This is a genomic window from Embleya hyalina, assembly GCF_003967355.1.
Taxonomy (GTDB): Bacteria; Actinomycetota; Actinomycetes; order Streptomycetales; family Streptomycetaceae; genus Embleya; species Embleya hyalina.
Genome location: NZ_BIFH01000017.1, coordinates 185,541 through 209,022 on the forward strand (window position 1 = coordinate 185,541; position 23,482 = coordinate 209,022).

A 23,482-nucleotide genomic window follows, 5' to 3' on the forward strand; every position below is an offset into this window, starting at 1 on the left:
AATTTTACTTTTCTCCGCACAACCATCGAGGGATTTGCCCCGATTTTCGGGGTTCGTTCCAGGGCAGAACCTCACTCCTCCAGCGTGTCCCGGGCAATGGCCGTCAAACCGGTCACGAGGGATGCGATTCGCTCCCGACGCTCACCCGACGGATCCGCGGCGCGACCGAGCGCACCCGCGCACACGATCGCGAGCTTGATCACCGCGAAGGCTTCCCAGAACGGGATATGACGGATGTTCAGCTCATCCCGGGCGACGTGGTCGGCGCCGGCGGCACCACGCTCGGCGGCGGTACTCCCGCCGGCGCCGCGCCCCGCGACGGCACACTCGGCGAGGTACGCGGCCAACAACCCCTCCGTCGTGGGCAACCCCGGATTGGCGTCCGGCGCGTGCCCGCCCCGCCCGGCCGCCAACAACCGACCCGCCGGCCCCCAGTAGGCGAGCAGTTGGCCGACGTCCGCCGCCGCCGGGCCGAGCGCGGCCAGCTCCCAGTCGAGCACCGCGAGCACCCGCTCCGGGCGGTCCCGTTCGTACATCACGTTGGCCAGGTTGTAGTCGCCGTGCACGATCCGGTCCGGGCCCACGTCCGGCACCCGGGCGGCCAGCGCGGTCAACACCTCCTCGACCGCCGGCACCGGCCCCGCGGCGGAGGCCGCCCATTGCCGCCGCCACCGCCGCAACTGGCGCACCGGATACGGCTCGGGCCGCGCGTAGTCGCCGAGCCCCGCCGCCACCGGATCCACCGCGTGCAACCGGGCCAGGGTGCGCGCCAGTTCGTCGCCGACCGCCGCCGCCGTGTCCGCGGGCAACCCCCGCACCGACTCGGCCCGGCCGTACACCACCCCGTCCAGCCGGCCCATCAGGTAGAACGGCACCCCGATCACCGCCGGATCCGCACACAGCGCGACCATCGGCGCGACGGGGACCGCGCCGCCCGCGAGCGCCGCCTGGAACCGGTACTCCCGGTCCATGTCGTGCGCGGTGGGCAGCCCGCCGCGCCGAGGCGGCGTACGCAACACCAGGTCGACACCGCCGCCGCGCACCCGGTAGGTGGGATTGGACGACCCGCCCGCCAACGCCTCGACCCGCACCTCCGCCCCTGGCGCGAGCAGACCCCGCCCGCCCGCCCAGTCGGCGAGCGCCCGCGCGTCCACCACCCCCGGCGCGCTCACGGCAGATCCAGCAACGTCGCGAAGCGCGCCTCGGCCGCCGCGCGACGGGTCGGGATGTGCTCGCTCGGCCACCCCTCGACCGCCTGCCGGCCGCGCAGCGCGAGTTTGGCCACCTGTGCCACGTGCACCTCGTCCGCGCCGTCCGACAGCCGGAAGTTGCGGGCCAGCCGGTACATCTCCTCCAGCGGCAGATCGGCCGAGTAGCCCAGCGCGCCGTGCACCTGGATCGCCCGATCGACCACGTCGTGCAGGATCCGCGCGCCCCGATACTTGACCTCCGACACCGCCTGCCGGGCCGCCCCCGGCCCCTGGTGGTCCCAGATCCAGGCGGCCTCGAGGGTCATCAGCCGCAACGCCCGGATGTCGATCGCGGATTCGGTCACCATCGCCTGCACCAGTTGGTGCTCGGCGAGCGGCCGGCCGTGCGAACGCCGGGACAGCGCCCGCTCGCAGAGCATGTCGAAGGCCCGCCGGCACTGGCCGATCCAGCGCATCGTGTGCTGGATCCGACCGCCGTTCAGCCGTTTCTGGGCCAGCACGAACGCGTCCCCCGGCGCACCGATCAGATTCTCGTGCGGCACCCGGCAACCCTCGAAGAGCAGTTCCGCGTGGCCGCCGAGATGGTGGGTCGCGGTGCCGTCGTAGGGGTGGTGCATGGTGTGCACGTCGCGCACCACGCGCATCCCGGGCGTCCCCCGCTCGACCACGAACATCGAGGCCCGCCGGTGGCGTTCGGCATCGGGATCGGTGACCGCGAAGACCAGCACGAAGTCGGCCCGGCGCGCGTTCGAGGCGAACCACTTGTGCCCGTCGATCACCCAGTCGGCGCCGTCGCGCACCGCCCGGGTCCGGATCCCGGTCGGATCGGAGCCGGCCGTGTGTGGTTCGGTCAACGAGAACGAACTGGTCAGCCGGCCGTCCAGAAGCGGCCACAACCAGCGCTCCTTCTGCGCCTTCGACGCGCCCACGGCGAGCAGTTCGCTGTTGCCCGAGTCGGGCGCCTGATTGCCGAAGACGGCCGGCGCGGACGGGGTGCGCCCCAGGATCTCGTGCATCAACGCGAGCCGGACCTGGCCGAACCCGCCGCCGCCCAGGGCCGGGTCCAGGTGCGCGGCCCAGAGCCCCCGATCCTTGACCGCCCGCCTCAGCGGCTCGGTGGCGGCGCGCCAGTTGTCCGCGCTCATCCGGTGTTTCACCAGGTCGAGCGGCTCGATCTCGTCGACCACCATCCGCCGGATCCACGCCAGTTCGGCGGCGACCTCCGGATCGGTACTGAAATCCCATGCCATGACGGGACGTTAACTCTGTTAATTAACAGAGTCAATCATCTTGATGGCGACACCGAACGCCCGCGGCCGCACCGCTCACTCCTCGTCCAGCGGCCCGCGCAGATCGGCCACCAACCGCTGCATACGATCGGCCAGGTCGTTCAGCTCCCGCGCCGACCACTCGGACAACTGCCGCGCCAACATCGCGTCGTTGGCGGCCACGAACAGCCGGTACGCCTCGTGCCCGCGCGCGGTCGCCTCCAGGAGCGCCACCCGACCGTCCTCGGGAGCGGTGACCCGAACCGTGTAGCCGCCCTCCTCGAGGATGCGGATCTGCCGACTCAACGCGGCCGGTTGGATGTCGGCCCGCTCCGCCAACTCCGTCGGCCGGATCGGCCCGAAGTCGATGATGCGATGCAACACGCCGATCGCGACCAGACTCAACGGCACTCCGGACCGCTCCATGTGCAGCGCGTCCAGCCGCCGACTGCTCATCAGCCTGCGGACCGAGCTGATCGCCTCGTTGATCCTGCGTCGGCTCGCCTCGTCGGTCATGGCGTCAGGGTACGGGGGCCGGCGGGCTTCGCGGTCGCCGGCCGGCGGCCGCCCGCCGCCCACTCCTTCGAGCCAATCGACCCCGTACCCCTGTCCCCACCGACGTTCGTCCCCAAGACTGATCTTCGTGCATGCCGAGGTGGTCGTCGAAGGCCCGAAAAACGATTCCGCAGACCGCGCGTTCGCGCTCGCCACACCCGAGGCCGGGGTCGTGGTGGCCGCCGTGTCGACCGAGCCGGTGGGCGGGTGCGGGCACGGCATGGGGTGGTTCCTGCGGCGGCTGGGGGTGCACCTGCTCGCCCGGTTGACCGATCGGCCGGAGCGCGGCATCGCCGACTGTCTGGCCGACACGATCGCCGAGACCGCGGCGCTGCACGGTGCCCGCTGCGATCTCGGACACGAGGCCACCCCGGCCGCCTCGGTGGTCGCCTGTCGGTTGCTGGCACGCGAGTTGCAATACCTGGTGCTCGGCCCCGGCGTGGTCCACCTGCACCACGACCGGGGCCCGAGCAGCCGGATGACCGGCCCCGACGGCCCGTTGGCCGCCGCCCGGGCCCGTCCGGGCATCGCCGCCTACGCCGGCGTCGGCTCCGCCCGGCTGTACAGCCTCAGCGGCGCCTCCCTGGCCGCCGACGGCACCGACCGACCGCCGGCCGGGATCACCCTGACCTTCGGCACACCCGCGCCGACCACGCGATAGGGCGGGTGCGAGCCCCGGGCGACCCGCTACCCCGCGGCGGGCAGCCGGTACTCCCGCGCCGCCGGCACCTCGTAGGCGTCCTTGGCCACCACCAGGTTGCCCGGCGCGGCCTTGCTCGGCTTGAGGATGTACGACTTGTAGGTGGCCGGCCTGGTCACGTCGGAGAAGTCCTCGGGCGTGCCGAGGCCGGTGTCCATCTGCTTCTGCTGCCGGTGCGCGGCGATGATCCCGGCGTGCGACAGGTCCTTCGCCGCGCAGGCCGCCTTCAGGTCCTCGCCGAAGATCTTCATCGCGTTGTACCCGGAGATCACCCCCTGGTCCAGGGTCCCGTCCGGATACTTGGCCTTGTAGTCGGCGGCGAGCTTCTTCACCGCCGGGATGTCCGCGCCGATCGCCGGCGCCGCGCTCACCACGTACAGCAGTTGCTCCAGCGCCCCGGCCGCGGCGCTCGCCATCACCTGCGGGTGGAAGCCCGGCGCGCTGGTGAGCACCGGCACCCGCAGCCCGGCGACCGCGCCGAAGCCGACCAGGGTCGCGGTCTGCGTCGGCCCGGCGCTGATCAGGATCGCCTTGACACCCGCGCCGCGCAGGGCGGCGATCTGCGCGGTGAGGTCGGTGTCGGTGGCCTTGATCTTCTGCTCGACGATCTGCGCGCCGAGCTTCCCGGCCGCGAACTTCGCCCCCGCGAGCGCGTTCTCGCCGTATTCGCCCTCGAAGTAGACGTGCCCGACCTTGTCCCCGGACTTGAGCTGCGCCGCCTGGGCCAGGAAGTCCATCCCGTTGATCATGTCGATGTCGTAGGTGGTGCCGACGATCTGGATCTCCGGCCGGTTCAGCAGGGTCGCCGGCCAGGCCTGCGGGAAGGTCAGGATCCGGTCCTGCTTCAGGCTGTCCTGCAACGCGGTGACCACGGCCGAGCCGATCACCTGCGGGAAGCCCGCCACGCCACCCTTGATCTCGGTGTAGGCGGCCACCGCCTTCTGCACGTCGTAGCCGTGGTCGCGCACGGTGATCGCCAGCTTGCGTCCGCAGATCCCGCCCTGCGCGTTGATCTCGTCCACGTACAACTGCTGGGCGTTGACGATGCTCTTGCCCAACGGCGCGTACGGGCCGGACAGATCGGTCAGCGCGCCGAGCGTGATCGTCGTATCGGTGACCCCGGGGCCGGACTTCACCCCACCCGACCGCTTGTCCTTCTCGTCGTCGTCGCCCTTGGTGCTGCACGCCGTCGCCGCCAGCACGAGCGCCGCGAGCGCCGCCCCCACGCGCACGCCATTCCGAAGCCTCACGGTGCTACTCCTTGGAGCCGATACGGATGGAGCCCTGGGTACGTCCGAGTCGTCCGAGTCCTTGGCCGCGTCCGCCGGGGCCGCCGCCCGGTCGACCGCGCAGCAGGCCGACCAGGCCGCCCGGGGCGAACAGCAGGACCAGCACGATCGCCGCGCCGTACAGGTAGCGCGCGGCCTCGCCCGGTCCCACCCCCGACTCCGGGCTGCCGGGCGCCACCACGAGCGGCAGCGTGTCCGCGTACTTGCTCAGCACCTGCGGCAACATCGTCACGAACGCCGCGCCCACCACGGCGCCGGTGACCGAACCGAGGCCGCCGATCACGATCATCGCGAGGTAGTCGATGGACAGCGCGAGGCCGAAGTAGTCCGGCACCACCCGGTTGAAGATCAGCGCGATCAGCGCGCCCGCGAGACCCGCGTACATCGACGACACCACGAACGCGGCGGAGCGGTACCGGGCCGGCGCGACCCCCATCACGGCAGCCGCGATCTCGCTGTCCCGTACCGCGCCCAGCGCCCGTCCGGGCCGCCCGCGCAACAGGTTGCGCGCGGTCAGCGCGGCGACCAGGACCAGGATCAGCGCGAAGTACCACAACCGTTCGAGCCGACCGAACGGGATGCCGAGCACCTCCAGGCCGTCCGGCCGGCCGTCGGTGAGGGTGAGGTCGCCGACCCCCATCGAGGGCACCGAACGCCCGTTGAAGCCGCCGGTCACCGACGCCGCGTTGAGCATGACGTGGTGTCCGATGAACACCAGGGCCAGCGTGGCGACGCCGAGGTACATCCCGCGCAGGCGCCCGGAGATCGGACTGAACAGACCGCCGACCACACCGGTCAGCAGCACCGCGAGGACCAGCGCGAGCAGCGGCGGCAGGCCCGCGCCGCTCAGCCGGCGCACCCCCACCCGACCCGAGTCGCCCGCGAGCCACACGTAGCCGTAGGCGCCGAAGGCCAGGAAGAAGGCGTGCCCGAGGGAGAGTTGGCCGGTGGTGCCGGACAGCAGGTTGAGCCCGATCGCGCCGATCGCGGCGGCCATCGCGAACAGGCCGGTCTGCAACCAGAACGCGGTCACGTAGAACGGCAGCACGAGCAGTACGCCGACGACCACGACCACCGCGCCGGGCCCCGCCCACCGGCGCGGCCCCGGCCGGGCCGGCGCGGCGTGCCGGACCGGAATCGATTCTGCGGCCCGGCTCACCGGCGCGGACGGGCGGTCAGACACGGGCACGCTCCCTCGAGCCGAGCAGGCCGGTCGGCCGCCAGATCAACACGAGCAACATCACGACGTAGGGGGCGACATCGCCGAGGTTGGCGCCGAGCCAGCTCAGATCGCTCTGGTAGCCCGCCGTCAGCGCCGAGGTGAGCCCCACCAGCAGGCTGCCGAGCAGGGCCCCGGCGGCCGAGTCCATGCCGCCCAGGATCGCCGCCGGGAACGCGGCGAGCGCGATCTGCCCGGTGGACCGGTCCAGGCCCGCGGACGGGAACGCGGCCAGGAACACCGCCGCGACCGCGGCCAGCGCGCCCGCCACGCACCAGGCGATCAACTGCACCCGCCCGAGCCGCACCCCCATCAGCGCCGCCGCCTCCCGGTCCTCGGCCGCCGCGCGCATCGACAGACCCCAGGCGGTGAAGCGGAACGCCGCGAAGAACGTGCCGATCAGCACCACGGCCACCACGACGCAGGCGATCCGGGCGTCGGCGATGTGCACGCCGTTCCAGTCCCGCACACCCGCCCGCCACGGATCGCCCAGGCTCAGCACGTCGGAGCCGATCCGGCGGGTGAGTTCGGTGGTCAGCAGGATGTCCACGCCGATGGTGAGGATGGTCAGGGTGTGCACCTCGGTGCGTCCCAGGCCGCGGATGAACACCATCTCGACCAGGCCCGCCACCGCGGCCGTCACCACCACCGCCACCAGCAGCGCGAGGGTGAAGCCGAGGTCGTCGTGCAGCTTGGCCACGGTGAACCCGCCGAGCAGCAGCAGCGACGCGTGCGCGAAGTTGATCACGCCCGACGCCTTGAAGATCACCACGAAGCCGAGCGCGATCAGCGCGTAGACCGATCCGAGCGCGAGGCCGTTGAGGACGATCTCGGCGAGTTTGGTCATCGGGACTCCTCGTGACTCTCGCTCCGGTCGCCGTGGCCGCTCGGGTCGTGCCGCCCGCCCGCTTCGCCCTCGTCGCCCTCGTCCCCAGTGCCGAGGTAGGCGCGGATCACCGCGGGGTCGCGCCGCACCTCGGCCGGTGTACCGCTCGCGATCCGCCGGCCGAAGTCGAGCACGGTCACCGCGTCGGCGATCCGCATCACCAGCCCCATGTCGTGCTCGACCAGCACGATCGAGATGCCGAGCGAGGCCCGGATCGAGGCGATCGCGTCCGAGGTCCGCGCCCGCTCCTCGGCGTTCATCCCGGCCACCGGTTCGTCGAGCAGCAACACCCTGGGTTCCATGCACAACGCGCGGGCCATCTCCACCCGCTTGCGCATGCCGTACGGCAGCAGCGCGACGGGCGTGTCGAAGACCGCGCCCAGGTGCATGAACTCGGCGATCTCCCGGGCCCGTTCGCGATGCCGGCGCTGCTCGCGGACCACCCTCGGCAGACGCAGCGCGGTGGCCGCGAAGCCGGAGCGGGTCAGGACGTGCCGGCCGAGCATCAGATTGTCCGCGACGGTGCCCCGGGTGAGCACGATGTTCTGGAACGTACGGGCCAGTCCGAGGCCGGCGATCCGATGCGGGGGCAGCCGGGTCAGGTCGTGCGCGCCGAGCCGCACGCTGCCGCGCTCGGCCCGGTACACGCCGGAAAGCACGTTGAAGCAGGTCGACTTGCCCGCGCCGTTCGGGCCGATGACCGCGTGGATGGTGCCCGGCGCGACGGTGAAGCCGACCGCGTCCAGCGCGAGCAGGCCGGCGAAGCGTACGGTGACCGCGCGCAGCGTCAGCTCGGGCACGTCCGATGCCGCCGCGCCGCTCATCCGGTCCACCGTCCGAGCGCCCGGCGCGGGGCGGTCCGCACCGGCGCGGGCGTGCCCTCCGATTCGACCGGCTCGCCCAGGTACAACCGGCGCACCTCGTCGGTGCGGGCCAGATCGGCCGAGGCACCGGCCAGCCGCACCTCGCCGACGTCGAGCACGTACGCCTTCTCGGCCAGGTCGAGGGCGATCGTCGCGTTCTGCTCGACCAGCAGCACGGCCGTACCCCGGGCGGCGATCTCCCGGATCACCCCCGCGATCCGACCCACCATGCGCGGCGCGAGGCCGAGCGAGGGCTCGTCCAGCAGCAGCAGGCGCGGCGCGGCCATCAGCGCCCGACCGATCGCCAACATCTGCTGTTCGCCGCCGGAGAGCAGGCCGGCACGCTGCTCGCGCCGCTCGGCGAGGACCGGGAACAGGTCGAGCACCCGGTCGTGTTCGGCGCGGATCCCCGCCGCCCGCCCGCGCCGGCCCAGGGTGCCGGCGCGCAGGTTCTCGGCCACCGTGAGATGGGCGAACACCCGCCGCCCCTCCGGGACCTGCACCACCCCGGCGCGGACGATCGCGGCCGGGTCGCGGCCGCCGAGCCGGGCCCCGTCGTAGCGGATCGAGCCGCCGGCGATCGTGCCCCGATGCAGGGACAGCGTGCCCGATACGGCCCGCAGAAGGGTGCTCTTGCCCGCCCCGTTCGCGCCGAGCACGGCCACCACGCCGTTGCCGGGCACGTCGAGGGAGACGCCGCGCAGGGCCCGGACGGACCGGCCGTAGACGACCTCCAGGCCCTCCACGAGGAGCGCTCCCGGTTCCATCGCACCCCTCCCCCGCTGTTGGAGTGACCGCGATCACAGCACGGGGGGTGCACGGAGTCCAGATCCGCCCGCGAGGTCGGGGCAGCCGACCAACGCGGCGGCGTACGCCTTGTGCAGCGGCACAGCCCGCACCGCGCCGCACACGGTGCCCCGAACCCGTCCGGGCCCGCCCCGCTCAGGCGCTCAGTCGATGCGCGTCCAGGGCCAACGCCAACTCCACCAGGTCGCGCGGCAGGCCCAGTTCGCGCCCGGTCAGCTGCTCCATCCGACGCAGCCGGTTGAGCACCGTGTTGCGATGGCAGAACAACCGCCGGCCCGCGCGCACCGCCGAGCCGCCCGAGTCGAGCCAGGCCCCGAAGGTGCCCAGCAGCAGGTCCCGATCCACCACGTCCAGGGCCAGGATCGGCCCGAGCACCCGGGCCGCCAGATCCCGCGCCAGATCGGGCTGCGAGGCCACCAGGGCGGCGGGCAACCGCTCGTCCAGGCGCGCGCATTCGCCGTCGGCGGTACACGTGCGCAGCGCGATCTCGGCGAGCCGCCGGGCCCGGCCCAGCGCGACCAACCCGTCCACGATCGGGCTGATCCCGATCCGCGACCCCGCCACCGGGCCGAACGTTTCGGCAATCTCGTCCAACCCGGAGGTACCGAGCAGGACCACCGCGAACTCCCCCTCCGCGCGCGCCCGCCAGACCACCCGCACCCCGTTCGGCGCGGCCCGCCGGGGCGCGTCGTGCACGCCGGTGCCGGGCAGCGGATGGCGCACCGCGACCACGGCGTAGCGGCCCCGCTCGGGCAGATCCAACACCCCGGCCGCGGCGGCGAGATCCGCCTCCGGCGCCCGGCCGTCCAGGAGCGTGTCCAACAGGGCGTGCACCCGCTCGTCGTGACGGTTGGTCAGCTCCGTCTGGACCCGCCGATACTCGTCGGCGATCGCGCTCGCGTGCCGGTCGACGAAGTTCCACACATCGGTGGCCACGTGCACCAGCAGCCGTACCTCGTCCGGCTCCTGCTCCGCCGCGACCTCGACGAGCGTCTGCCACAACATCACCCCGCCGAGCCGGTAGGCGTGCAGCAGCGCCTCCAGCGGCACCCCCTGCTCGGCCCGCCGCCGGGCCAGTCGCCCCGACGCCCAGCGGCTGCCCTCCAGTTCGCGCGGCCAGACCGCGAGCGCGCCGACCGCGACCCGCAGTGCCTCGTGCGTGCTCTGCCACAACTCGTCCGGCGGGACACCGCCCGCCACATAGGCGGGTTCGAGCTCCTGCAACTCGGCCACGAGCCGATCGGTCAGCTCCGGCAACCGCCCCGGCAGGGCCCGTGCCGCCCGTCGTAGCAGCGCGCTGTGTTTCGGCCCGTCGGACCCCTCCGCATCGACCATGGAACCCCACCCCACAAGGTCAAGGACGCCGTCCGGGGCAACAGTGGCAGATCGGGACACCCGGCAGGCAGGGGACGAACGGGCCGCCGCCGAGCTGTGATGTGCCGGTGCCCGAAGGCTCGGCCGTTTCGGCCGAAGGCCGGGCCTCAGCCGTTCCAGGCGAAGCGCGGCGCGCGGCGCTCGGTGAAGGCGGCCAACCCCTCACGGACGTCGGCCGAGCCGCGCGACTCCCGCTCCCACCGCTCGCGCCAGGCCTCGACCGGGTCGCCGTCGACGCCCGGATCGGCGCCCGGCACGCCGGAAAGGTCCATCGCCAACAGGTCCTTGGCGGCGCGTACCGTCAGCTGCGAGCGCGAGGCGATCGTCCGGGCGAAGTCGTACACGCTCTTCTCCGCCTCCTCCGGCCCGAACACCCCGTCCACCAGGCCCACCCGCAGCGCGTGCGCCGCGTCGATCAGCTCGGCGGAGAACAACAGGTACTTGGCCGTGGACACGCCCACCAGCCGGGCCAGCCGCGCGGTCGACCCCGCGTCGTAGACGATGCCGAGCTTGGCGGGCGTCACCCCGAACCGGGCCGTGGTGTCCGCGAAGCGCAGGTCGCAGGCGGCGGCGAGCTGGCATCCGCCGCCCACGCACGGGCCCTGGACGAAGGCGATCGTCGGCTTCCCGAAGCCGGCCAGCGCCCGCTCGGCGGCCGAGTTCAGCGCGTGGTAGGCGTCCGCCGCCTCGGCCGTGGCGTAGTGCCCCCGCAGCTCGCGGATGTCGGCGCCCGCCGAGAACACCCCGCCGCTGCCGGTCAGCACCAGCACGCTCACCTCGGGATCGGCCGCGAGCGCGGCCAGGGTGCCCGGCAGCGCCGCCCACATCGCCGCGGTCAGCGCCCCGCGCGCGTGCGGGCGATCGATCCGCAGCGTGGCGATCGGCCCCTCCGCCTCGACCACGAGCCCGTCGACCCCGGTGTCCATGGTGCCCATCCCGCCGCCTCTCCCACGCCGACCCACGTCGCCGACCCACATCGCGAGGCCACGCTACGGTGCCGACCGATCCCGCCCGGTCACGCCCCCCCGCGTGCGCTCGTGCCCCGGATCCAGCGGCGGCCCCGCCATGTCGCAGCCGATCCGCGCGCACGGCGCGGCGCGCTCGCCCGGGACATCCGGCTCGGTCGCGGCCAGCGCCCCGCTCGGCACGGTGAACCAGGCCACCGCCGAGCCGACCACCAGCAACGCGGCGCAGATCCACAACGCGCGGTCGAAGCCGGTGTCCACCACGCCCGGGTCCCGATAGCCGTCACCGGACAACCCGACCAGCGCCGGCAGACCGGCCACCGCGAGCAACCCCGCCGCCCGGGCCGCCGCGTTGTTGACCCCGCTCGCGATGCCCGCCCGACCCACGTCCACCGAGGCCAGCACGGTCGCGGTCAGCGGCGCGACCAGGATCGCCAGGCCCAGACCGAACACCACCACCCCGGGCAGCACGTCGGTGGCATAGGACGAGTGCGGACCGACCCGCAGCAGCGTCAGCAACCCGCCCGCGCACACCAGCGGCCCCACGGACAACTGCCACCGCGGCCCGATCCGCCGGGCCAGATCCCCCGACCGGGCGGACAGGAACAACATCACCACGGTCACCGGCAACAGCGCCAGACCGGCCTCCTGCGCCGAGTAGCCCGCCACCGTCTGCAATTCGAGCACCAGGAGCAGCATGAACGCGCCCAGCGCGCCGTAGACGAACAGCGTCACCACGTTGACCGAGGTGAACAGCCGGATCCGGAAGATGTCCAGCGGCAGCATGGGCTCGCGCGTGCGCTTCTCCACGAGGACGAACGCCACCCCCGCCACCACCCCGGCCGCGGCCGCGAGCGCCGCCGAGGTCGGGTTGGTCTGCGCCTCCACCAGGGCCCACGTCACCCCGGCCAGGGCCAGCGCGGCGAGCGCCGCGCCGGTCACGTCGAACCGCCCGCGCGGCTTCGGGTCGAAGGTCTCCGGGACGCTGCGCAGCGCCACCACGATGGTCACCACCGCCAACGGCAGATTGATCAGGAAGACCCACCGCCAACTGACCGCGTCCACCAGCCAACCGCCCAGAAACGGCCCGATCGCGCTCGCGACGCCGCCGAGCCCCGACCAGGTGCCCACCGCCCGGGCCCGGTCGTCGGCGTGGAACGTGGCCTGGATGATCGCCAGCGAGCCGGGGGTCAGCAGCGCGCCGCCGATGCCCTGGAGCGCGCGGGCGGCGATCAGCGTCTCCACGTTCGGCGCGATCCCGCACAGCAGCGAGGCCAGCGCGAACCAGGCCACCCCGATCACGAACACCCGGCGCCGCCCGTAGCGGTCGCCGAGCGCGCCGCCGAGCAGGATCAGCCCGGCCAGGGTGAGGGTGTACGCGTTGACCGTCCACTGCAACGCCGCGAGCGAGGTGTCGAAGGACCGTCCGATGCTCGGCAGCGCCACGTTGACGACGGTCGAGTCGAGCATCGCCATGCCGGAACCGAGCACGGTGGCGAGCAGCACCCACCGACCGGCGGGAGTCTTGGCGCGGATGCCCCCGGAGGGGAGGGAGACGGACACCCGAGCATCATGCCCCTCGGGGGTCCGCCGAAAGCCGCCACGCGCGGGCCCTGGGCCGAACGGGCGATCGATCCCCGACCCGGCACCCGCGGACGGTACGAACTAGCGCGCTATCCGCGGCGCCGGGATCCCGCGCGGCGTTCCGCGCCGCAACTCACGATCCGGCCCGGGCAGTACCGCCATCGCGAAGATCATCAGCAGCACGGCGACCACGGCGTCCATCCAGTAGTGGTTCGCGGTCACCACCACCACGAGCAGCGTGATCGCCGGATGCAGCCACATCGCCCAGCTCGCGACCTTGCGACCGGTGCCGGCCGCGCGCCAGACCGAGGCCACTCCGAGCGCGACCACCACCGCCCAGCCCACGTGCAGCGACGGCATCGCGGCGAACTGGTTGGCGATCTTGGCACCGGCGCCGGCGTACGGCGAGTCGCCCGCGTCCATCCCCGTGTCGGTGAAGCCCGGCATCTTCCGCGGCGGCGCCAGCGGCACCAGGATGTGGATGATCAGCGCGGCACCGGTCATCATCGCCAGGATGTTGCGCACCCACTTGTAGTGCTCGCGATGGCGGATCCACAACCACAGCAGGAACCCGACGGTCGCCGGGAAGTGCACGTAGGCGTAGTACTTGTTGCAGAACGTGATGGCCGCGTGCGACTGCATGAACCAGTGCTGGATGGACGCCTCGTCCGGCAGCCGCAGGTCCTGCTGCATGGTCAGCAGCTGCTTCGCGTTCGAGAAGGCGGTGGACGTCTCGCCCGAGGCCAGCCCGCGACCGAGCTTGTACACCCCGAACAGCAGCGCGACCAGAAGCAGCTCGCGACCCGCGTCCTTGATCGTGCGCATCCTGCGGGCCTTGGCCGCGGCCGCCCGGTCCGGCGCGCTCGCCGCCCCGCCGGCCTTCGTCACCGACCCCGCCTGCGTGGTCGGCGGCGACTGCTCGCGCCCCTCGACCTCGTGGGAGGGATCCTCCGTGACGTTGCCCTTCACCACGTCCCCCATGCTGTCGGTTGAGCCGTCGGTCGGCCGATTCGATCGGATCCGTCACCACCCGGGTCGTGGACCACTCCCCGGATCCGCGCGGCGGATCGAGGGGTGCGTTGTCCGGCGGCAACGCTTCAGCCAGGGTAGACGGACCAGGTTAGACGGATCCTCCCCCTGAAGTACCAATCGGGGCCGGCTCGCAAGGGGTACCTCGGTCCCATGTCCCGGCCCGTTCTCCTCTGGACGTCGTAGGGGGCCTCCCCGGTTCGGGCGAGCCTGGCCAACTCGCGCACGCCGCCCGCCGACGGTACGTAGGCTGCGGGTATGACCGACGCGACGGGGGAAAAACGGCTCGTACTCGTGGTCGAGGACGAGCCCATGATCGCCGACGCGGTGGCCGCCCGGCTCCGGGCGGAGGGCTTCGGGGCGATCACCGCGCCCGACGGCCCCTCGGCGCTGACCACGGCCGCCGGCACCCGCCCGGATCTGGTCGTGCTCGACGTGATGTTGCCCGGCCTCGACGGGCTGGAGGTGTGTCGTCGGCTCCAGGCGCTGCACCCGGGGCTGCCGGTGCTCATGCTCACCGCACGTGACGACGAGACCGATCTGCTCGTCGGCCTGGCGGTGGGCGCCGACGACTACATGACCAAACCGTTCTCGATGCGCGAACTGGTGGCCCGGGTGCACGTGCTGCTGCGCCGACTGGAGCGGGCCGAGGCGGCGGCCCGGGCGGTATCCCCCGAGGCCGCGCTCCAGTTGGGCGTGTTGCGGATCGACCGCACCCAGCGCCGGGTCCGGCTCGGCGTCGACGAGGTGCACCTGACCCCGACCGAGTTCGACCTGCTGGTCTGCCTCGCCTCGCGACCGCGCGCGGTGCTCTCGCGCGAGCAGTTGCTGGCCGAGGTGTGGGACTGGGTGGACGCGTCCGGGACGCGCACAGTGGACAGCCATGTGAAGGCGTTGCGCCGTAAACTCGGCGCCGAGTGGATCCGCACCGTCCACGGTGTGGGCTACGCGCTGGAGGCACCGTCCTGAACACCGCCGACCTCCGCCCTTCGCGGCCGCGCCGACTGCGGCTCGGCCGCGGCAACCTGCGGCCGCTGGATCGACTGCGCTCGATCAAGGCCAAGCTGGGCGTGCTGGTGATCGCGTCCGTCTTCGTCTCGACGCTGCTGATCATCCTGGGGCTGCGGGCCGAGGTGCGGTTTCGGTACATGCTCGTGTTCACCTCGCTGGCCTGCCTGGCGGTCACCCTCGTGCTCGCGCACGGGATGACCTCGCCGCTGCGCGAAATGACCGCCGCCGCGCAGGCGATGGCGCGCGGCGACTACTCGCGCCGGGTGCGCGCCACCTCGCGCGACGAGGTGGGCCGCCTCGCCGGCGCGTTCAACCACATGGCGGCCGACCTGGAGGCGGTGGACCGACACCGCCGCGAGTTGGTCGCCAACGTCTCGCACGAGTTGCGCACGCCCATCTCCGCCCTGCACGCCGTGCTGGAGAACCTCGTCGACGGCGTGCAGAAACCCGATCCCGACACGCTGGGCCTCGCGCTCACCCAGACCGCGCGACTGGGCCGACTCGTGTCACAACTTCTCGACCTTTCCCGACTGGATTCGGGGGCGGTGCCGCTGCAGGCGCGCGAATTCGCCGTACGGCCCTTCCTGGTCGCGCTCACCCAGGAGACCGGGGCCCTGGGCGGCGACGTTCGCTTCGAGGTCGACGTACAGCCGGCGGAGCTGACCGCACGGGCCGACCCCGAGCGGCTGCATCAGGTTGTTACCAATCTGGTGGCCAACGCCTGCCGGCACAGCCCGTTCGGTGGCACGGTGAGTCTGCACGCACGACGCGACGACGGCATCGGCAGCCTGCGCCTGGAAGTCCTGGACGAGGGTCCGGGAATTCCGTCCGCCGAGCGCGGCCGGGTCTTCGAACGTTTCACCCGTGGCGGCGGAAGTTCGTCCACCGACGGGGGAACCGGACTCGGGCTCGCGATCGCCCGCTGGGCCGTGGATCTGCATGGGGGTGATATTTCCGTAGCCGAATCGAGCCATGGGTGCCGAATCCGAGTGCTCCTGCCCGGTGACCCGACGTAATCGGGTGATCGGCCACTTACTGCACGGGACGATCCCGACATGACGTTCCGTGACCACCAATACGGCGGGAAGCAACAAACGCGACTAAACAGTCAACCGTTTGTGATCTACGCGACGCGGAGGCCGAGGGGCCTGCGCGACACCGGTCAAAGGGCGTAGCCTTGTTTCCCGCTGTCCACCACCCCAGGAAGCGGAAGAGGGCGGTTGCCGCCGTGTCGTCACAGTCCCCTAGCAACCCGATGGCCAGCTTCGGCCCCAACGAGTGGCTCGTCGACGAGATTTACCAGCAATATTTGCAAGATCCCAACTCGGTGGATCGTGCTTGGTGGGACTTCTTCGCCGATTACAAGCCCAGCGAGCCGTCGACGCCGTCGACGTCCGCCGGGCAAGCCACCGTGGTAAGCCCGAGCGGCCCCACACCAGTGAGCGGTACCACGAACAACTCTGGAAGCATCCCCGCGCCGAGTACGGCGCAACCCCCGGTGTCGGCGACGATTTCGTCGACCGCGGCGGGGACGACGACTCCGGCCCCGGCCCCGAGCCACCCGATGATGACGACCGGTGTACAGGACGCGGCCCCGTCGCCGACGCCGATCCCGGCCGGCACTCCGGCCCCGCCCGCGCCCGTGACGGCCGCCCCCGCGGCGCCGGCCAAGCCGCCGGCCGCCAAGGCGCCCGCCGCGCCGAAGCCGCCCGCCGCGTCCCCCGAGGCCGTCCAGCTCAAGGGCCCGGCGGCACGTGTCGCGATCAACATGGACTCGTCGCTCACGATTCCCACCGCGACCAGCGTGCGGGCCGTACCGGCCAAGCTGTTGATCGACAACCGGATCGTGATCAACAACCACCTCAAGCGTGCTCGCGGCGGCAAGGTCTCGTTCACCCACCTCATCGGCTACGCGCTGGTCCAGGCGGCGAAGTCGATGCCGTCGATGAACCACGCGTACGAGGAGCGTGACGGCAAGCCGTTCCTGGTCAAGCCGGCCCACGTCAACCTCGGTCTCGCGATCGACCTGACGAAGGCCAACGGTGACCGCCAGCTCGTGGTGGCGGCCATCAAGAAGGCCGACGAGATGGACTTCTTCGCCTTCTGGCAGGCGTACGAGGACATCGTCCGGCGGGCCCGGTCGAACAAGCTCACGGTGGACGACTTCGCCGGGGTGACGATCTCGCTGACCAACCCGGGCGGCATCGGCACCGTGCACTCGGTGCCGCGCCTGATGCCCGGTCAGGGCACGATCGTCGGCGTGGGCGCGATGGACTACCCGGCGGAGTTCGCGGGGGCGTCCGCGGACACCCTCTCCCGTCTCGCGGTCAGCAAGACACTCACGCTGACCAGCACCTACGACCACCGCATCATCCAGGGCGCCCAGTCGGGCGAGTTCCTGCGTCGGATGAACCAGCTGCTGCTCGGCGAGGACTGCTTCTTCGAGGAGATCTTCCGTTCGCTGCGCATCCCGTACGAACCCGTGCGCTGGGTGCAGGACATCTCCGCGACACACGAGGACGACGTCAACAAGACGGCACGTGTGCAGGAACTGATCCACTCCTACCGGGTCCGCGGTCACCTGATGGCCGACACCGACCCGCTGGAATACAAGCAGCGCCGGCACCCGGACCTCGACGTGGTCGAGCACGGGCTGACGTTGTGGGACCTGGAGCGCGAGTTCGCGGTCGGCGGCTTCGCGGGGCAGTCGCTGATGACGCTGCGCGACGTGCTGGGCGTGCTGCGGGACACCTACTGCCGCACCGTCGGCATCGAATACATGCACATCCAGGACCCGGACCAGCGCCGCTGGATCCAGGAGCGGGTGGAGGTGCCGCACGCCAAGCCGGACCGCGAGGACCAGCTGCGCATCCTGCGCCGGCTGAACGCGGCGGAGGCGTTCGAGACCTTCCTGGCCACCAAGTACGTCGGCCAGAAGCGCTTCTCCCTGGAGGGCGGCGAGACCACCATCCCGCTGCTCGACGCGATCATCTCGGCGGCGGCCGAGGACGGTCTGGACGAGGTCGCGATCGGCATGGCGCACCGCGGCCGGCTGAACGTGCTGACCAACATCGTCGGCAAGTCCTACGCGCAGGTCTTCCGCGAGTTCGAGGGCAACATCGACCCCAAGTCGATGCACGGTTCGGGCGACGTGAAGTACCACCTCGGCGCCGAGGGCACGTTCTCCTCCGAGGACGGCGCCCAGGTCAAGGTCTCCCTGGTGGCGAACCCCTCGCACCTGGAGGCGGTCGACCCGGTCCTGGAGGGCGTCGTGCGCGCCAAGCAGGACATCATCGACATGGAGGGCGCCGACTTCCCGGTCCTGCCGCTCCTGCTGCACGGCGACGCCGCGTTCGCGGGTCAGGGCGTGGTCGCCGAGACGCTCAACATGTCGCAGCTGCGCGGCTACCGCACCGGCGGCACGATCCACGTGGTGATCAACAACCAGGTCGGCTTCACCGCCTCCCCGGCCGCGTCCCGCTCGTCCATCTACGCGACCGACGTCGCGCGGATGATCGAGGCGCCGATCTTCCACGTCAACGGTGACGACCCCGAGCAGTGCGTGCGGATCGCGCAACTCGCGTTCGAGTACCGGCAGACGTTCCACAAGGACGTGGTGATCGACCTCATCTGCTACCGGCGCCGGGGTCACAACGAGGCCGACAACCCGTCGTTCACCCAGCCGCTGATGTACGACCTGATCGACAAGAAGCGTTCGGTGCGCAAGCTCTACACCGAGGCCCTGATCGGTCGTGGCGACATCACGGTGGAGGAGGCCGAGCAGGCGCTCAAGGACTACCAGGACCAGCTGGAGAAGGTCTTCTCCGAGGTCCGGCAGGCCACCGCGCCGCAGGCCCCGCAGGCGGCCCCGGCCGCCCCCGCGGCCGACATCGCCTTCCCGCGGATCGACCCGACCGGCATCGCGCACGAGACGGTCAAGCGGATCGTCGAGTCGCAGGTCTCGCTGCCCGAGGACTTCGCCGTACACCCGCGCCTGCAGCCGCAGTTGCAGCGTCGGGCGGCGATGGTCGAGGACGGCACGATCGACTGGGCGATGGGCGAGACGCTGGCGTTCGGTTCGCTCCTGATGGAGGGTCGCCCGGTGCGCCTCGCCGGTCAGGACAGTCGGCGCGGCACCTTCGGCCAGCGGCACTCGGTCTTGGTGGACCGCACCTCGGGCGCCGAGTACACCCCGCTCGCGCACCTGTCCGAGGACCAGGCCAAGTTCACCGTGTACGACTCGCTGCTCAGCGAGTTCGCCGCGATGGGCTTCGAGTACGGCTACTCGCTGGCCCGGCCGCAGTCGCTGGTGTTGTGGGAGGCGCAGTTCGGCGACTTCGCCAACGGCGCGCAGTCGATCATGGACGAGTTCATCTCCTCCGCCGAGCAGAAGTGGCACCAGCACTCCGGTGTGGTCCTGCTGCTTCCGCACGGCTACGAGGGCCAGGGCCCGGACCACTCGTCCGCGCGCATCGAGCGCTACCTGCAGATGTGCGCGCAGAACAACATGACGGTGGCCGCGCCGACCCTGCCGAGCAACTACTTCCACCTGTTGCGCTGGCAGGCGCTCAACCCGCACCACAAGCCGCTCGTGGTGTTCACCCCGAAGTCGATGCTGCGGCTGAAGGCCGCCGCGTCGAAGATCGAGGAGTTCACCACCGGGCAGTTCCGGCCGGTGATCGGGGACACCACGGTGGACCCGGCCAAGGTCAAGCGCGTGGTCATGTCCTCCGGCAAGTTCCACTACGACCTGGCCGCGGGCCGGGCCAAGGCGGGCCGCGACGACGTCGCGCTGGTCCGCGTGGAGCGGCTCTACCCGCTGCCGGTGGCCGAGCTCAAGGCCGAGTTGGAGCGCTACGGCCTCGACCGCTACGGCAAGGACCTGGAACTGGTCTGGGCCCAGGAGGAGCCGACCAACCAGGGCGCGTGGCCGTTCATCGCGCTCAACCTGGTCGAGTACGGCCTCCCGGCGCCGCGGCGGATCGCGCGTCCGTCGTCCTCGTCGCCGGCGGTCGGTTCGGCCAAGCGGCACGAGGCCGAGCAGCAGGGTCTGGTCGAGGAAGCGATGAGCTGATCCACGGCTCGCAGGTCGATTCACCGGCTCCGCCCCGGCGCACGTACGATGCGCGCCGGGGCGGAGCCGCGTTCGGCGGTGGATCCCACACACATACCGGAGTCGGAGAGCATGTACTTCACGGACCGTGGCATCGAGGAGCTGGAGAAGCGGCGCGGCGAGGAGGAGGTGTCCCTGGCCTGGCTCGCCGAGCAGCTGCGCACGTTCGTGGACCTCAACCCCGAGTTCGAGACGCCCGTCGAGCGGCTGGCGACCTGGCTGGCGCGGCTGGACGACGAGGACGACGACGAGTAGCGCTCAGGTCCCGGCGTCGGCGCGGCGCAGGGCGCGGGTGTGCCACACGGCCCAGCCGAGGGCGTAGCACACCATTCCGACGGCGAGGCCGCGGCCGAATCCGGTCGCGGCGTCGAAGCCGAGCACCTCGAAGGCCGGCACCCGCCCGTCGGGGAACGGCAGCAGCGCCCTGGCCGCCCCGATCGCGCCGACGAGCACCAGGGCGCCCAGCACCGCCCAGCGCCCCGCCACGGGCATGCGCAGGCCCGTGACGGGGCGTTGCGGCAGTCGGCCGATCCAGCGCCACGTCCACACCGAGCAGGCGACGAGTCCGACCACGGTGCTGATGTGCTGGAGCAGCACGTAGCCCGGCCGCAGGCCCAGGAACTCCCGGCGCAGCTCGGGCAGTACGTGTGCCACCCCGGGGTCGTCGTGGTGCGTCCAGGCGTCCCAGGCGAGGTGTGAGAGGCCGCCCAGGGCGGCGGAGACCACGAACCACGCGCACACCACGAGCATTTCCCGCAGGAACGGCCGTCGGGCCCGCGCGGCGACGTACAGCCGGCTCGGCACGCGCGGGCGCAGCGGCTCCTCCAGCGCCCCCCGGATCCGATCCGGGAGCAGCACGAGCAGCGGCCGCGCGAGCAGGTGGAACGCGAGCACGAGCAGCGCGGTGAGCGCGATGTTCAGGCCCAGCACCCCGGGCCACAGCTCGTGGGTGGCCCGCCGGTCGGCGCGCATCGGCAGGAAGTCCAGGTTCACGAACAGGATCACGTCCGGGGCCATCGCGCCGAAGGCGAGCGCGGAGGCGATCAGCGGGCCGTGTCGACCTGCCCCGGCGCCGACCGTGGTGCCGGTGCGGGTCGCCCCCTGCAGCGGCAGCACCGCGGCGATGTGGCTGAGCGTGAATGGCATGCGTGGCGCCCCCGGGTGCGATGCGGGCCCCCGCGCGTACGGGCCGCGCGGCGGGCAAGGTCCGTCGGCATCCAAAAACGCCGGAAGCAGACCGGATGGTTCCCTTGACCTCCGGCACACGCGATATATCGTGAGTGGCAGAGCTTCGCGATATATCGCGTCCGGCGACATATCGCATCCGGCACACCGACCCCAAGGGGAGGGTCCATGTCCCGATGGATGATCGAGGGACCGCAAGACCTCACGCTCGACACCGTGCGGGTGCTGCGGGTGCGCACCATCGGCGGGTTGGTCGACGTCGTGGGCACCGACGGTCCGCCGCGCCTGGAGGTGCACGCCGTCGAGGGTCCGCCGCTGGAGGTGACCCACGACGAGGTGAGCGGCGAACTCGTCGTCTCCTACCCGGACCTGACGGCCAAGCACCTGATGGACCGGCTCCAGAGCGCCGGCAAACGCTCCGACCTGCGCGCGTTCATGGCCGACGGGCGCGCGCTCGGCCGGCGGCACGCCGAGGTCTCGCTGGCCGTGCCGTGGGACTGCACGGTCGAGATCGGCGTGGTGTCCGCGCACGCGACCGTGTCCGGGATGCACGGCACCACCACGGTGCGCAGCGTCGGCGGCGACCTGACCCTGGTCGGGCTGACCGGCACGGTCGACGCGAACACGATCTCCGGTTCGGTCGACGCCGAGTCGCTGGCCGGCGACCTCGGGGTGGTCACGGTGGCCGGCTCGCTCACCGTGATCGAGGGCACCGGCGGCCGGGTGCGGGCCAACTCGGTCTCCGGGTCGATGACCCTGGACCTGGACGAGGTCGGCCGCAGCCACGTGCAACTGACCACGGTATCCGGCGAGTTGACCGTGCGCCTGCCGCACCGCGGCGACATGCGCGTGGATGTGCGCACCGCGGCCGGCTCCGTCGACTCGGTCTTCGACGAGCTGACCACGAACGCCAAATTCGGCGCCAGCCACGTGACGGGCAAGATCGGCGAGGGCTCGGGGCGGCTGCGGATCAACTCGGTATCGGGCGACGTGACGCTGCTGCGCCGCGCGCCGGAGGGAAAGGTGAGCGCATGAACCCCGTCTTCGGCCACGGCCGGCTACGCCTCTACCTGCTCAAGCTGCTCGACGAGAGCCCCCGGCACGGCTACGAGGTCATCCGCCTGCTCCACGACCGCTTCCTGGGCCTCTACTCGCCCTCCGCGGGCACCGTCTACCCGCGCCTGGCCAAGCTGGAGCAGGAGGGCCTGGTCGAGCACGACGTGGAGGGCGGCCGGAAGGTCTACCGGATCACCGACGCCGGCCGCACCGAACTGGCGGCCCGCCAGGAGGAGTTGACCCAGTTGGAGGCACAGATCCGCGAGTCGGTGTACGAGCGCGCCCGGGAGATCCGGGACGAGGTGCGCACGTCGGCGCAAAGCCTGCGGGAGGAACTGGGCCGCGCGGCCCGCGAGGTCCGCGGGACCCCGCGCCCGGCCGTCGAGGAGGAGGAGCGCCCGGACACCGACGACTGGTCCGACCACAAGGCCGCCGGCCGCCGGTCCTGGGAGCCGATGTTCTCCCGGCGCATGGCCGACCTCGCCGAGGGCCTGGCCCACAACCTGGTCGACCTGGCCGCCAAGCCCGGCCTGTTCGACCTGGAACGCGAACTCCGCCGCCGCTTCGGCGGCGACCCGGAACCCACCTCGGCCCGCGCCCGAGCCAAGGACGCCTGGTCCAAGGAAACCGACCGCCCGGCCCGCACCCCGGAGTCCCTCGACCTGGAATCGATCATCGACTCCATCCGCGAGGAGGTCTCCCCCTGGGCCCACCGAGCCGGCGTAACCCAGGACCAACTCACCCAGGCCCGCGACATCGTCAAGACCGCGATCAACGACCTCAAATCCGTCTTCGCCCAGCAGCCCCCTCCTTCCGGGGGACGTGACGAGGACCACGGAGATTCCGGGTCTCGACCGCGGTAGGGGTGGGGGTGGGGTGCGGTGGCGGTGGCGATGCGCTGGCGGTGCGGCGGCGCGGACGCTGCCGCCAGCGCGCTGCTGCACCTGGATGCACGTCCGCTACGCGGCCGAAGGGTGGTGGGTGGGCGGCCGGCGTCGTGAGGTGGCGGCGCGAGGAGCGCCGCACGTCCGCTCCGCGACCGCGGTGACGGCGGCGCTACGCACCTGGACGCACGTCCGCTACGCGGCCGAAGGGTGACGGGTGGGCGGCCGGCATCGCGAGGCAGCACCGCCAGGAGGGCCGCACGTCCGCTCCGCGACCGCGGTGACGGCGGCGCTACGCACCTGGACGCACGTCCGCTACGCGGCCAGAGGGTGGTGGGTGGGCGGCCGGCATCGCGAGGTGGCAGCGCGAGAAGGAGCCGCCCGTCCGCTACGCGGCCGAGGGGTGGCCGGATTCCGATCTCGGCCGGCGGGTCGCACCCCGCTTCGGCGCGTCAGCGCCCACGAGCCGGGCCGCCCACGCGA

20 protein-coding genes are annotated in these 23,482 nt (G+C 72.1%); 7 read left to right on the plus strand and 13 right to left on the minus strand.

Translation table 11 applies throughout. The features are described 5' to 3' along the window. Positions 1 to 71 precede the first annotated feature (71 nt). The 3 genes from EMA17_RS14200 to EMA17_RS51730 form a co-directional block, all read right to left on the minus strand. Positions 72 to 1,172: a phosphotransferase family protein gene (locus tag EMA17_RS14200; protein WP_126637354.1), complete on the minus strand. Its 1,101-nt coding sequence runs from the start codon at positions 1,170 to 1,172 to the stop codon at positions 72 to 74. Then, positions 1,169 to 2,461, minus strand: coding sequence for an acyl-CoA dehydrogenase family protein (locus EMA17_RS14205; RefSeq protein ID WP_126637355.1), 1,293 nt, complete (start codon positions 2,459 to 2,461; stop codon positions 1,169 to 1,171). The genes EMA17_RS14200 and EMA17_RS14205 overlap by 4 nt, the downstream gene beginning before the upstream one ends. A 75-nt stretch (positions 2,462 to 2,536) precedes the next feature. Continuing rightward, entirely contained in the window at positions 2,537 to 2,995 is a 459-nt protein-coding gene (locus tag EMA17_RS51730; RefSeq protein WP_160161402.1) for a MarR family winged helix-turn-helix transcriptional regulator, read from the minus strand. 127 nt (positions 2,996 to 3,122) lie between these two features. On the opposite strand from EMA17_RS51730, the gene EMA17_RS14215 reads away from it, so the two are divergent. Continuing rightward, complete coding sequence (locus tag EMA17_RS14215) at positions 3,123 to 3,695, plus strand: hypothetical protein (protein ID WP_160161403.1); 573 nt, start codon at positions 3,123 to 3,125, stop codon at positions 3,693 to 3,695. Positions 3,696 to 3,721: 26 nt separating this feature from the next. Here the strand turns inward: EMA17_RS14215 and EMA17_RS14220 are convergent, their stop codons facing one another. The 9 genes from EMA17_RS14220 to EMA17_RS14260 form a co-directional block, all read right to left on the minus strand. Further along, positions 3,722 to 4,984, minus strand: a complete 1,263-nt coding sequence (locus tag EMA17_RS14220) for an ABC transporter substrate-binding protein (protein ID WP_170222164.1) — start codon at positions 4,982 to 4,984, stop codon at positions 3,722 to 3,724. A 4-nt stretch (positions 4,985 to 4,988) separates the two neighbouring features. Continuing rightward, positions 4,989 to 6,161, minus strand: a complete 1,173-nt coding sequence (locus EMA17_RS14225; protein WP_371863003.1) for a branched-chain amino acid ABC transporter permease — start codon at positions 6,159 to 6,161, stop codon at positions 4,989 to 4,991. A gap of 37 nt (positions 6,162 to 6,198) precedes the next feature. Further along, positions 6,199 to 7,089: a branched-chain amino acid ABC transporter permease gene (locus tag EMA17_RS14230; RefSeq protein WP_126637359.1), complete on the minus strand. Its 891-nt coding sequence runs from the start codon at positions 7,087 to 7,089 to the stop codon at positions 6,199 to 6,201. Next, positions 7,086 to 7,952: an ABC transporter ATP-binding protein gene (locus EMA17_RS55340; RefSeq protein WP_126637360.1), complete on the minus strand. Its 867-nt coding sequence runs from the start codon at positions 7,950 to 7,952 to the stop codon at positions 7,086 to 7,088. The genes EMA17_RS14230 and EMA17_RS55340 overlap by 4 nt, the downstream gene beginning before the upstream one ends. Further along, positions 7,949 to 8,758: an ABC transporter ATP-binding protein gene (locus EMA17_RS14240; protein ID WP_126637361.1), complete on the minus strand. Its 810-nt coding sequence runs from the start codon at positions 8,756 to 8,758 to the stop codon at positions 7,949 to 7,951. The genes EMA17_RS55340 and EMA17_RS14240 overlap by 4 nt, the downstream gene beginning before the upstream one ends. Positions 8,759 to 8,933: 175 nt before the next feature. Next, a complete protein-coding gene (locus EMA17_RS14245) occupies positions 8,934 to 10,133 on the minus strand; it encodes a PucR family transcriptional regulator (protein ID WP_126637362.1) in 1,200 nt (399 codons plus the stop codon). 146 nt (positions 10,134 to 10,279) lie between these two features. Then, a complete protein-coding gene (locus tag EMA17_RS14250) occupies positions 10,280 to 11,098 on the minus strand; it encodes an enoyl-CoA hydratase/isomerase family protein (protein WP_126637592.1) in 819 nt (272 codons plus the stop codon). 63 nt (positions 11,099 to 11,161) lie between these two features. Next, on the minus strand, positions 11,162 to 12,700 hold the full coding sequence (locus EMA17_RS14255; protein ID WP_126637363.1) for an MFS transporter: 1,539 nt from the start codon (positions 12,698 to 12,700) through the stop codon (positions 11,162 to 11,164). A gap of 102 nt (positions 12,701 to 12,802) precedes the next feature. Beyond that, positions 12,803 to 13,702 carry a phosphatase PAP2 family protein gene (locus EMA17_RS14260; RefSeq protein ID WP_126637364.1) on the minus strand — a complete coding sequence of 300 codons (900 nt, stop codon included), beginning with the start codon at positions 13,700 to 13,702 and terminating at the stop codon, positions 12,803 to 12,805. Positions 13,703 to 14,008: 306 nt separating this feature from the next. Here EMA17_RS14260 and EMA17_RS14265 point away from each other — a divergent pair, with 306 nt between their 5' ends. The 4 genes from EMA17_RS14265 (at position 14,009) to EMA17_RS14280 (ending at position 20,129) form a co-directional block, all read left to right on the plus strand. Continuing rightward, positions 14,009 to 14,719: a response regulator transcription factor gene (locus EMA17_RS14265; RefSeq protein WP_078975482.1), complete on the plus strand. Its 711-nt coding sequence runs from the start codon at positions 14,009 to 14,011 to the stop codon at positions 14,717 to 14,719. Further along, the gene (locus EMA17_RS14270; protein WP_126637365.1) at positions 14,668 to 15,777 is read left to right on the plus strand and encodes a HAMP domain-containing sensor histidine kinase; all 1,110 of its coding nucleotides are present in this window, start codon (positions 14,668 to 14,670) and stop codon (positions 15,775 to 15,777) included. Before EMA17_RS14265 ends, EMA17_RS14270 begins: the two co-directional genes overlap by 52 nt. A 239-nt stretch (positions 15,778 to 16,016) precedes the next feature. Then, on the plus strand, positions 16,017 to 19,835 hold the full coding sequence (locus EMA17_RS14275) for a multifunctional oxoglutarate decarboxylase/oxoglutarate dehydrogenase thiamine pyrophosphate-binding subunit/dihydrolipoyllysine-residue succinyltransferase subunit (RefSeq protein ID WP_246126653.1): 3,819 nt from the start codon (positions 16,017 to 16,019) through the stop codon (positions 19,833 to 19,835). Positions 19,836 to 19,946: 111 nt separating this feature from the next. Beyond that, positions 19,947 to 20,129 carry a DUF6104 family protein gene (locus EMA17_RS14280; RefSeq protein WP_078979233.1) on the plus strand — a complete coding sequence of 61 codons (183 nt, stop codon included), beginning with the start codon at positions 19,947 to 19,949 and terminating at the stop codon, positions 20,127 to 20,129. Positions 20,130 to 20,132: 3 nt separating this feature from the next. On the opposite strand, the gene EMA17_RS14285 is transcribed toward EMA17_RS14280, so the two are convergent. Further along, positions 20,133 to 21,020 (minus strand): DUF4184 family protein, encoded by an 888-nt coding sequence (locus tag EMA17_RS14285; protein WP_160161405.1) that lies wholly within the window; start codon positions 21,018 to 21,020, stop codon positions 20,133 to 20,135. A gap of 207 nt (positions 21,021 to 21,227) precedes the next feature. Here EMA17_RS14285 and EMA17_RS14290 point away from each other — a divergent pair, with 207 nt between their 5' ends. Both EMA17_RS14290 and EMA17_RS14295 read left to right on the plus strand, forming a co-directional pair. Continuing rightward, entirely contained in the window at positions 21,228 to 22,094 is an 867-nt protein-coding gene (locus EMA17_RS14290; RefSeq protein WP_126637368.1) for a DUF4097 family beta strand repeat-containing protein, read from the plus strand. Then, the gene (locus tag EMA17_RS14295) at positions 22,091 to 22,978 is read left to right on the plus strand and encodes a PadR family transcriptional regulator (RefSeq protein WP_126637369.1); all 888 of its coding nucleotides are present in this window, start codon (positions 22,091 to 22,093) and stop codon (positions 22,976 to 22,978) included. Before EMA17_RS14290 ends, EMA17_RS14295 begins: the two co-directional genes overlap by 4 nt. Positions 22,979 to 23,482 lie beyond the last annotated feature (504 nt).

Excerpts from the sequence above, each read along its gene's own strand:
- EMA17_RS14265 (WP_078975482.1), top strand. The coding sequence starts at position 14,009 with ATGACCGACGCGACGGGGGAAAAACGGCTCGTACTCGTGGTCGAGGAC.
- EMA17_RS14275 (WP_246126653.1), top strand. The coding sequence starts at position 16,017 with ATGGCCAGCTTCGGCCCCAACGAGTGGCTCGTCGACGAGATTTACCAG.
- EMA17_RS51730 (WP_160161402.1), bottom strand. The coding sequence starts at position 2,995 with ATGACCGACGAGGCGAGCCGACGCAGGATCAACGAGGCGATCAGCTCG.
- EMA17_RS14230 (WP_126637359.1), bottom strand. The coding sequence starts at position 7,089 with ATGACCAAACTCGCCGAGATCGTCCTCAACGGCCTCGCGCTCGGATCG.
- EMA17_RS14240 (WP_126637361.1), bottom strand. The coding sequence starts at position 8,758 with ATGGAACCGGGAGCGCTCCTCGTGGAGGGCCTGGAGGTCGTCTACGGC.
- EMA17_RS14250 (WP_126637592.1), bottom strand. The coding sequence starts at position 11,098 with ATGGACACCGGGGTCGACGGGCTCGTGGTCGAGGCGGAGGGGCCGATC.
- EMA17_RS14245 (WP_126637362.1), bottom strand. The coding sequence starts at position 10,133 with ATGGTCGATGCGGAGGGGTCCGACGGGCCGAAACACAGCGCGCTGCTA.
- EMA17_RS14205 (WP_126637355.1), bottom strand. The coding sequence starts at position 2,461 with ATGGCATGGGATTTCAGTACCGATCCGGAGGTCGCCGCCGAACTGGCG.
- EMA17_RS14285 (WP_160161405.1), bottom strand. The coding sequence starts at position 21,020 with ATGCCATTCACGCTCAGCCACATCGCCGCGGTGCTGCCGCTGCAGGGG.
- EMA17_RS14260 (WP_126637364.1), bottom strand. The coding sequence starts at position 13,702 with ATGGGGGACGTGGTGAAGGGCAACGTCACGGAGGATCCCTCCCACGAG.
- EMA17_RS14295 (WP_126637369.1), top strand. The coding sequence starts at position 22,091 with ATGAACCCCGTCTTCGGCCACGGCCGGCTACGCCTCTACCTGCTCAAG.
- EMA17_RS55340 (WP_126637360.1), bottom strand. The coding sequence starts at position 7,952 with ATGAGCGGCGCGGCGGCATCGGACGTGCCCGAGCTGACGCTGCGCGCG.
- EMA17_RS14290 (WP_126637368.1), top strand. The coding sequence starts at position 21,228 with ATGTCCCGATGGATGATCGAGGGACCGCAAGACCTCACGCTCGACACC.
- EMA17_RS14280 (WP_078979233.1), top strand. The coding sequence starts at position 19,947 with ATGTACTTCACGGACCGTGGCATCGAGGAGCTGGAGAAGCGGCGCGGC.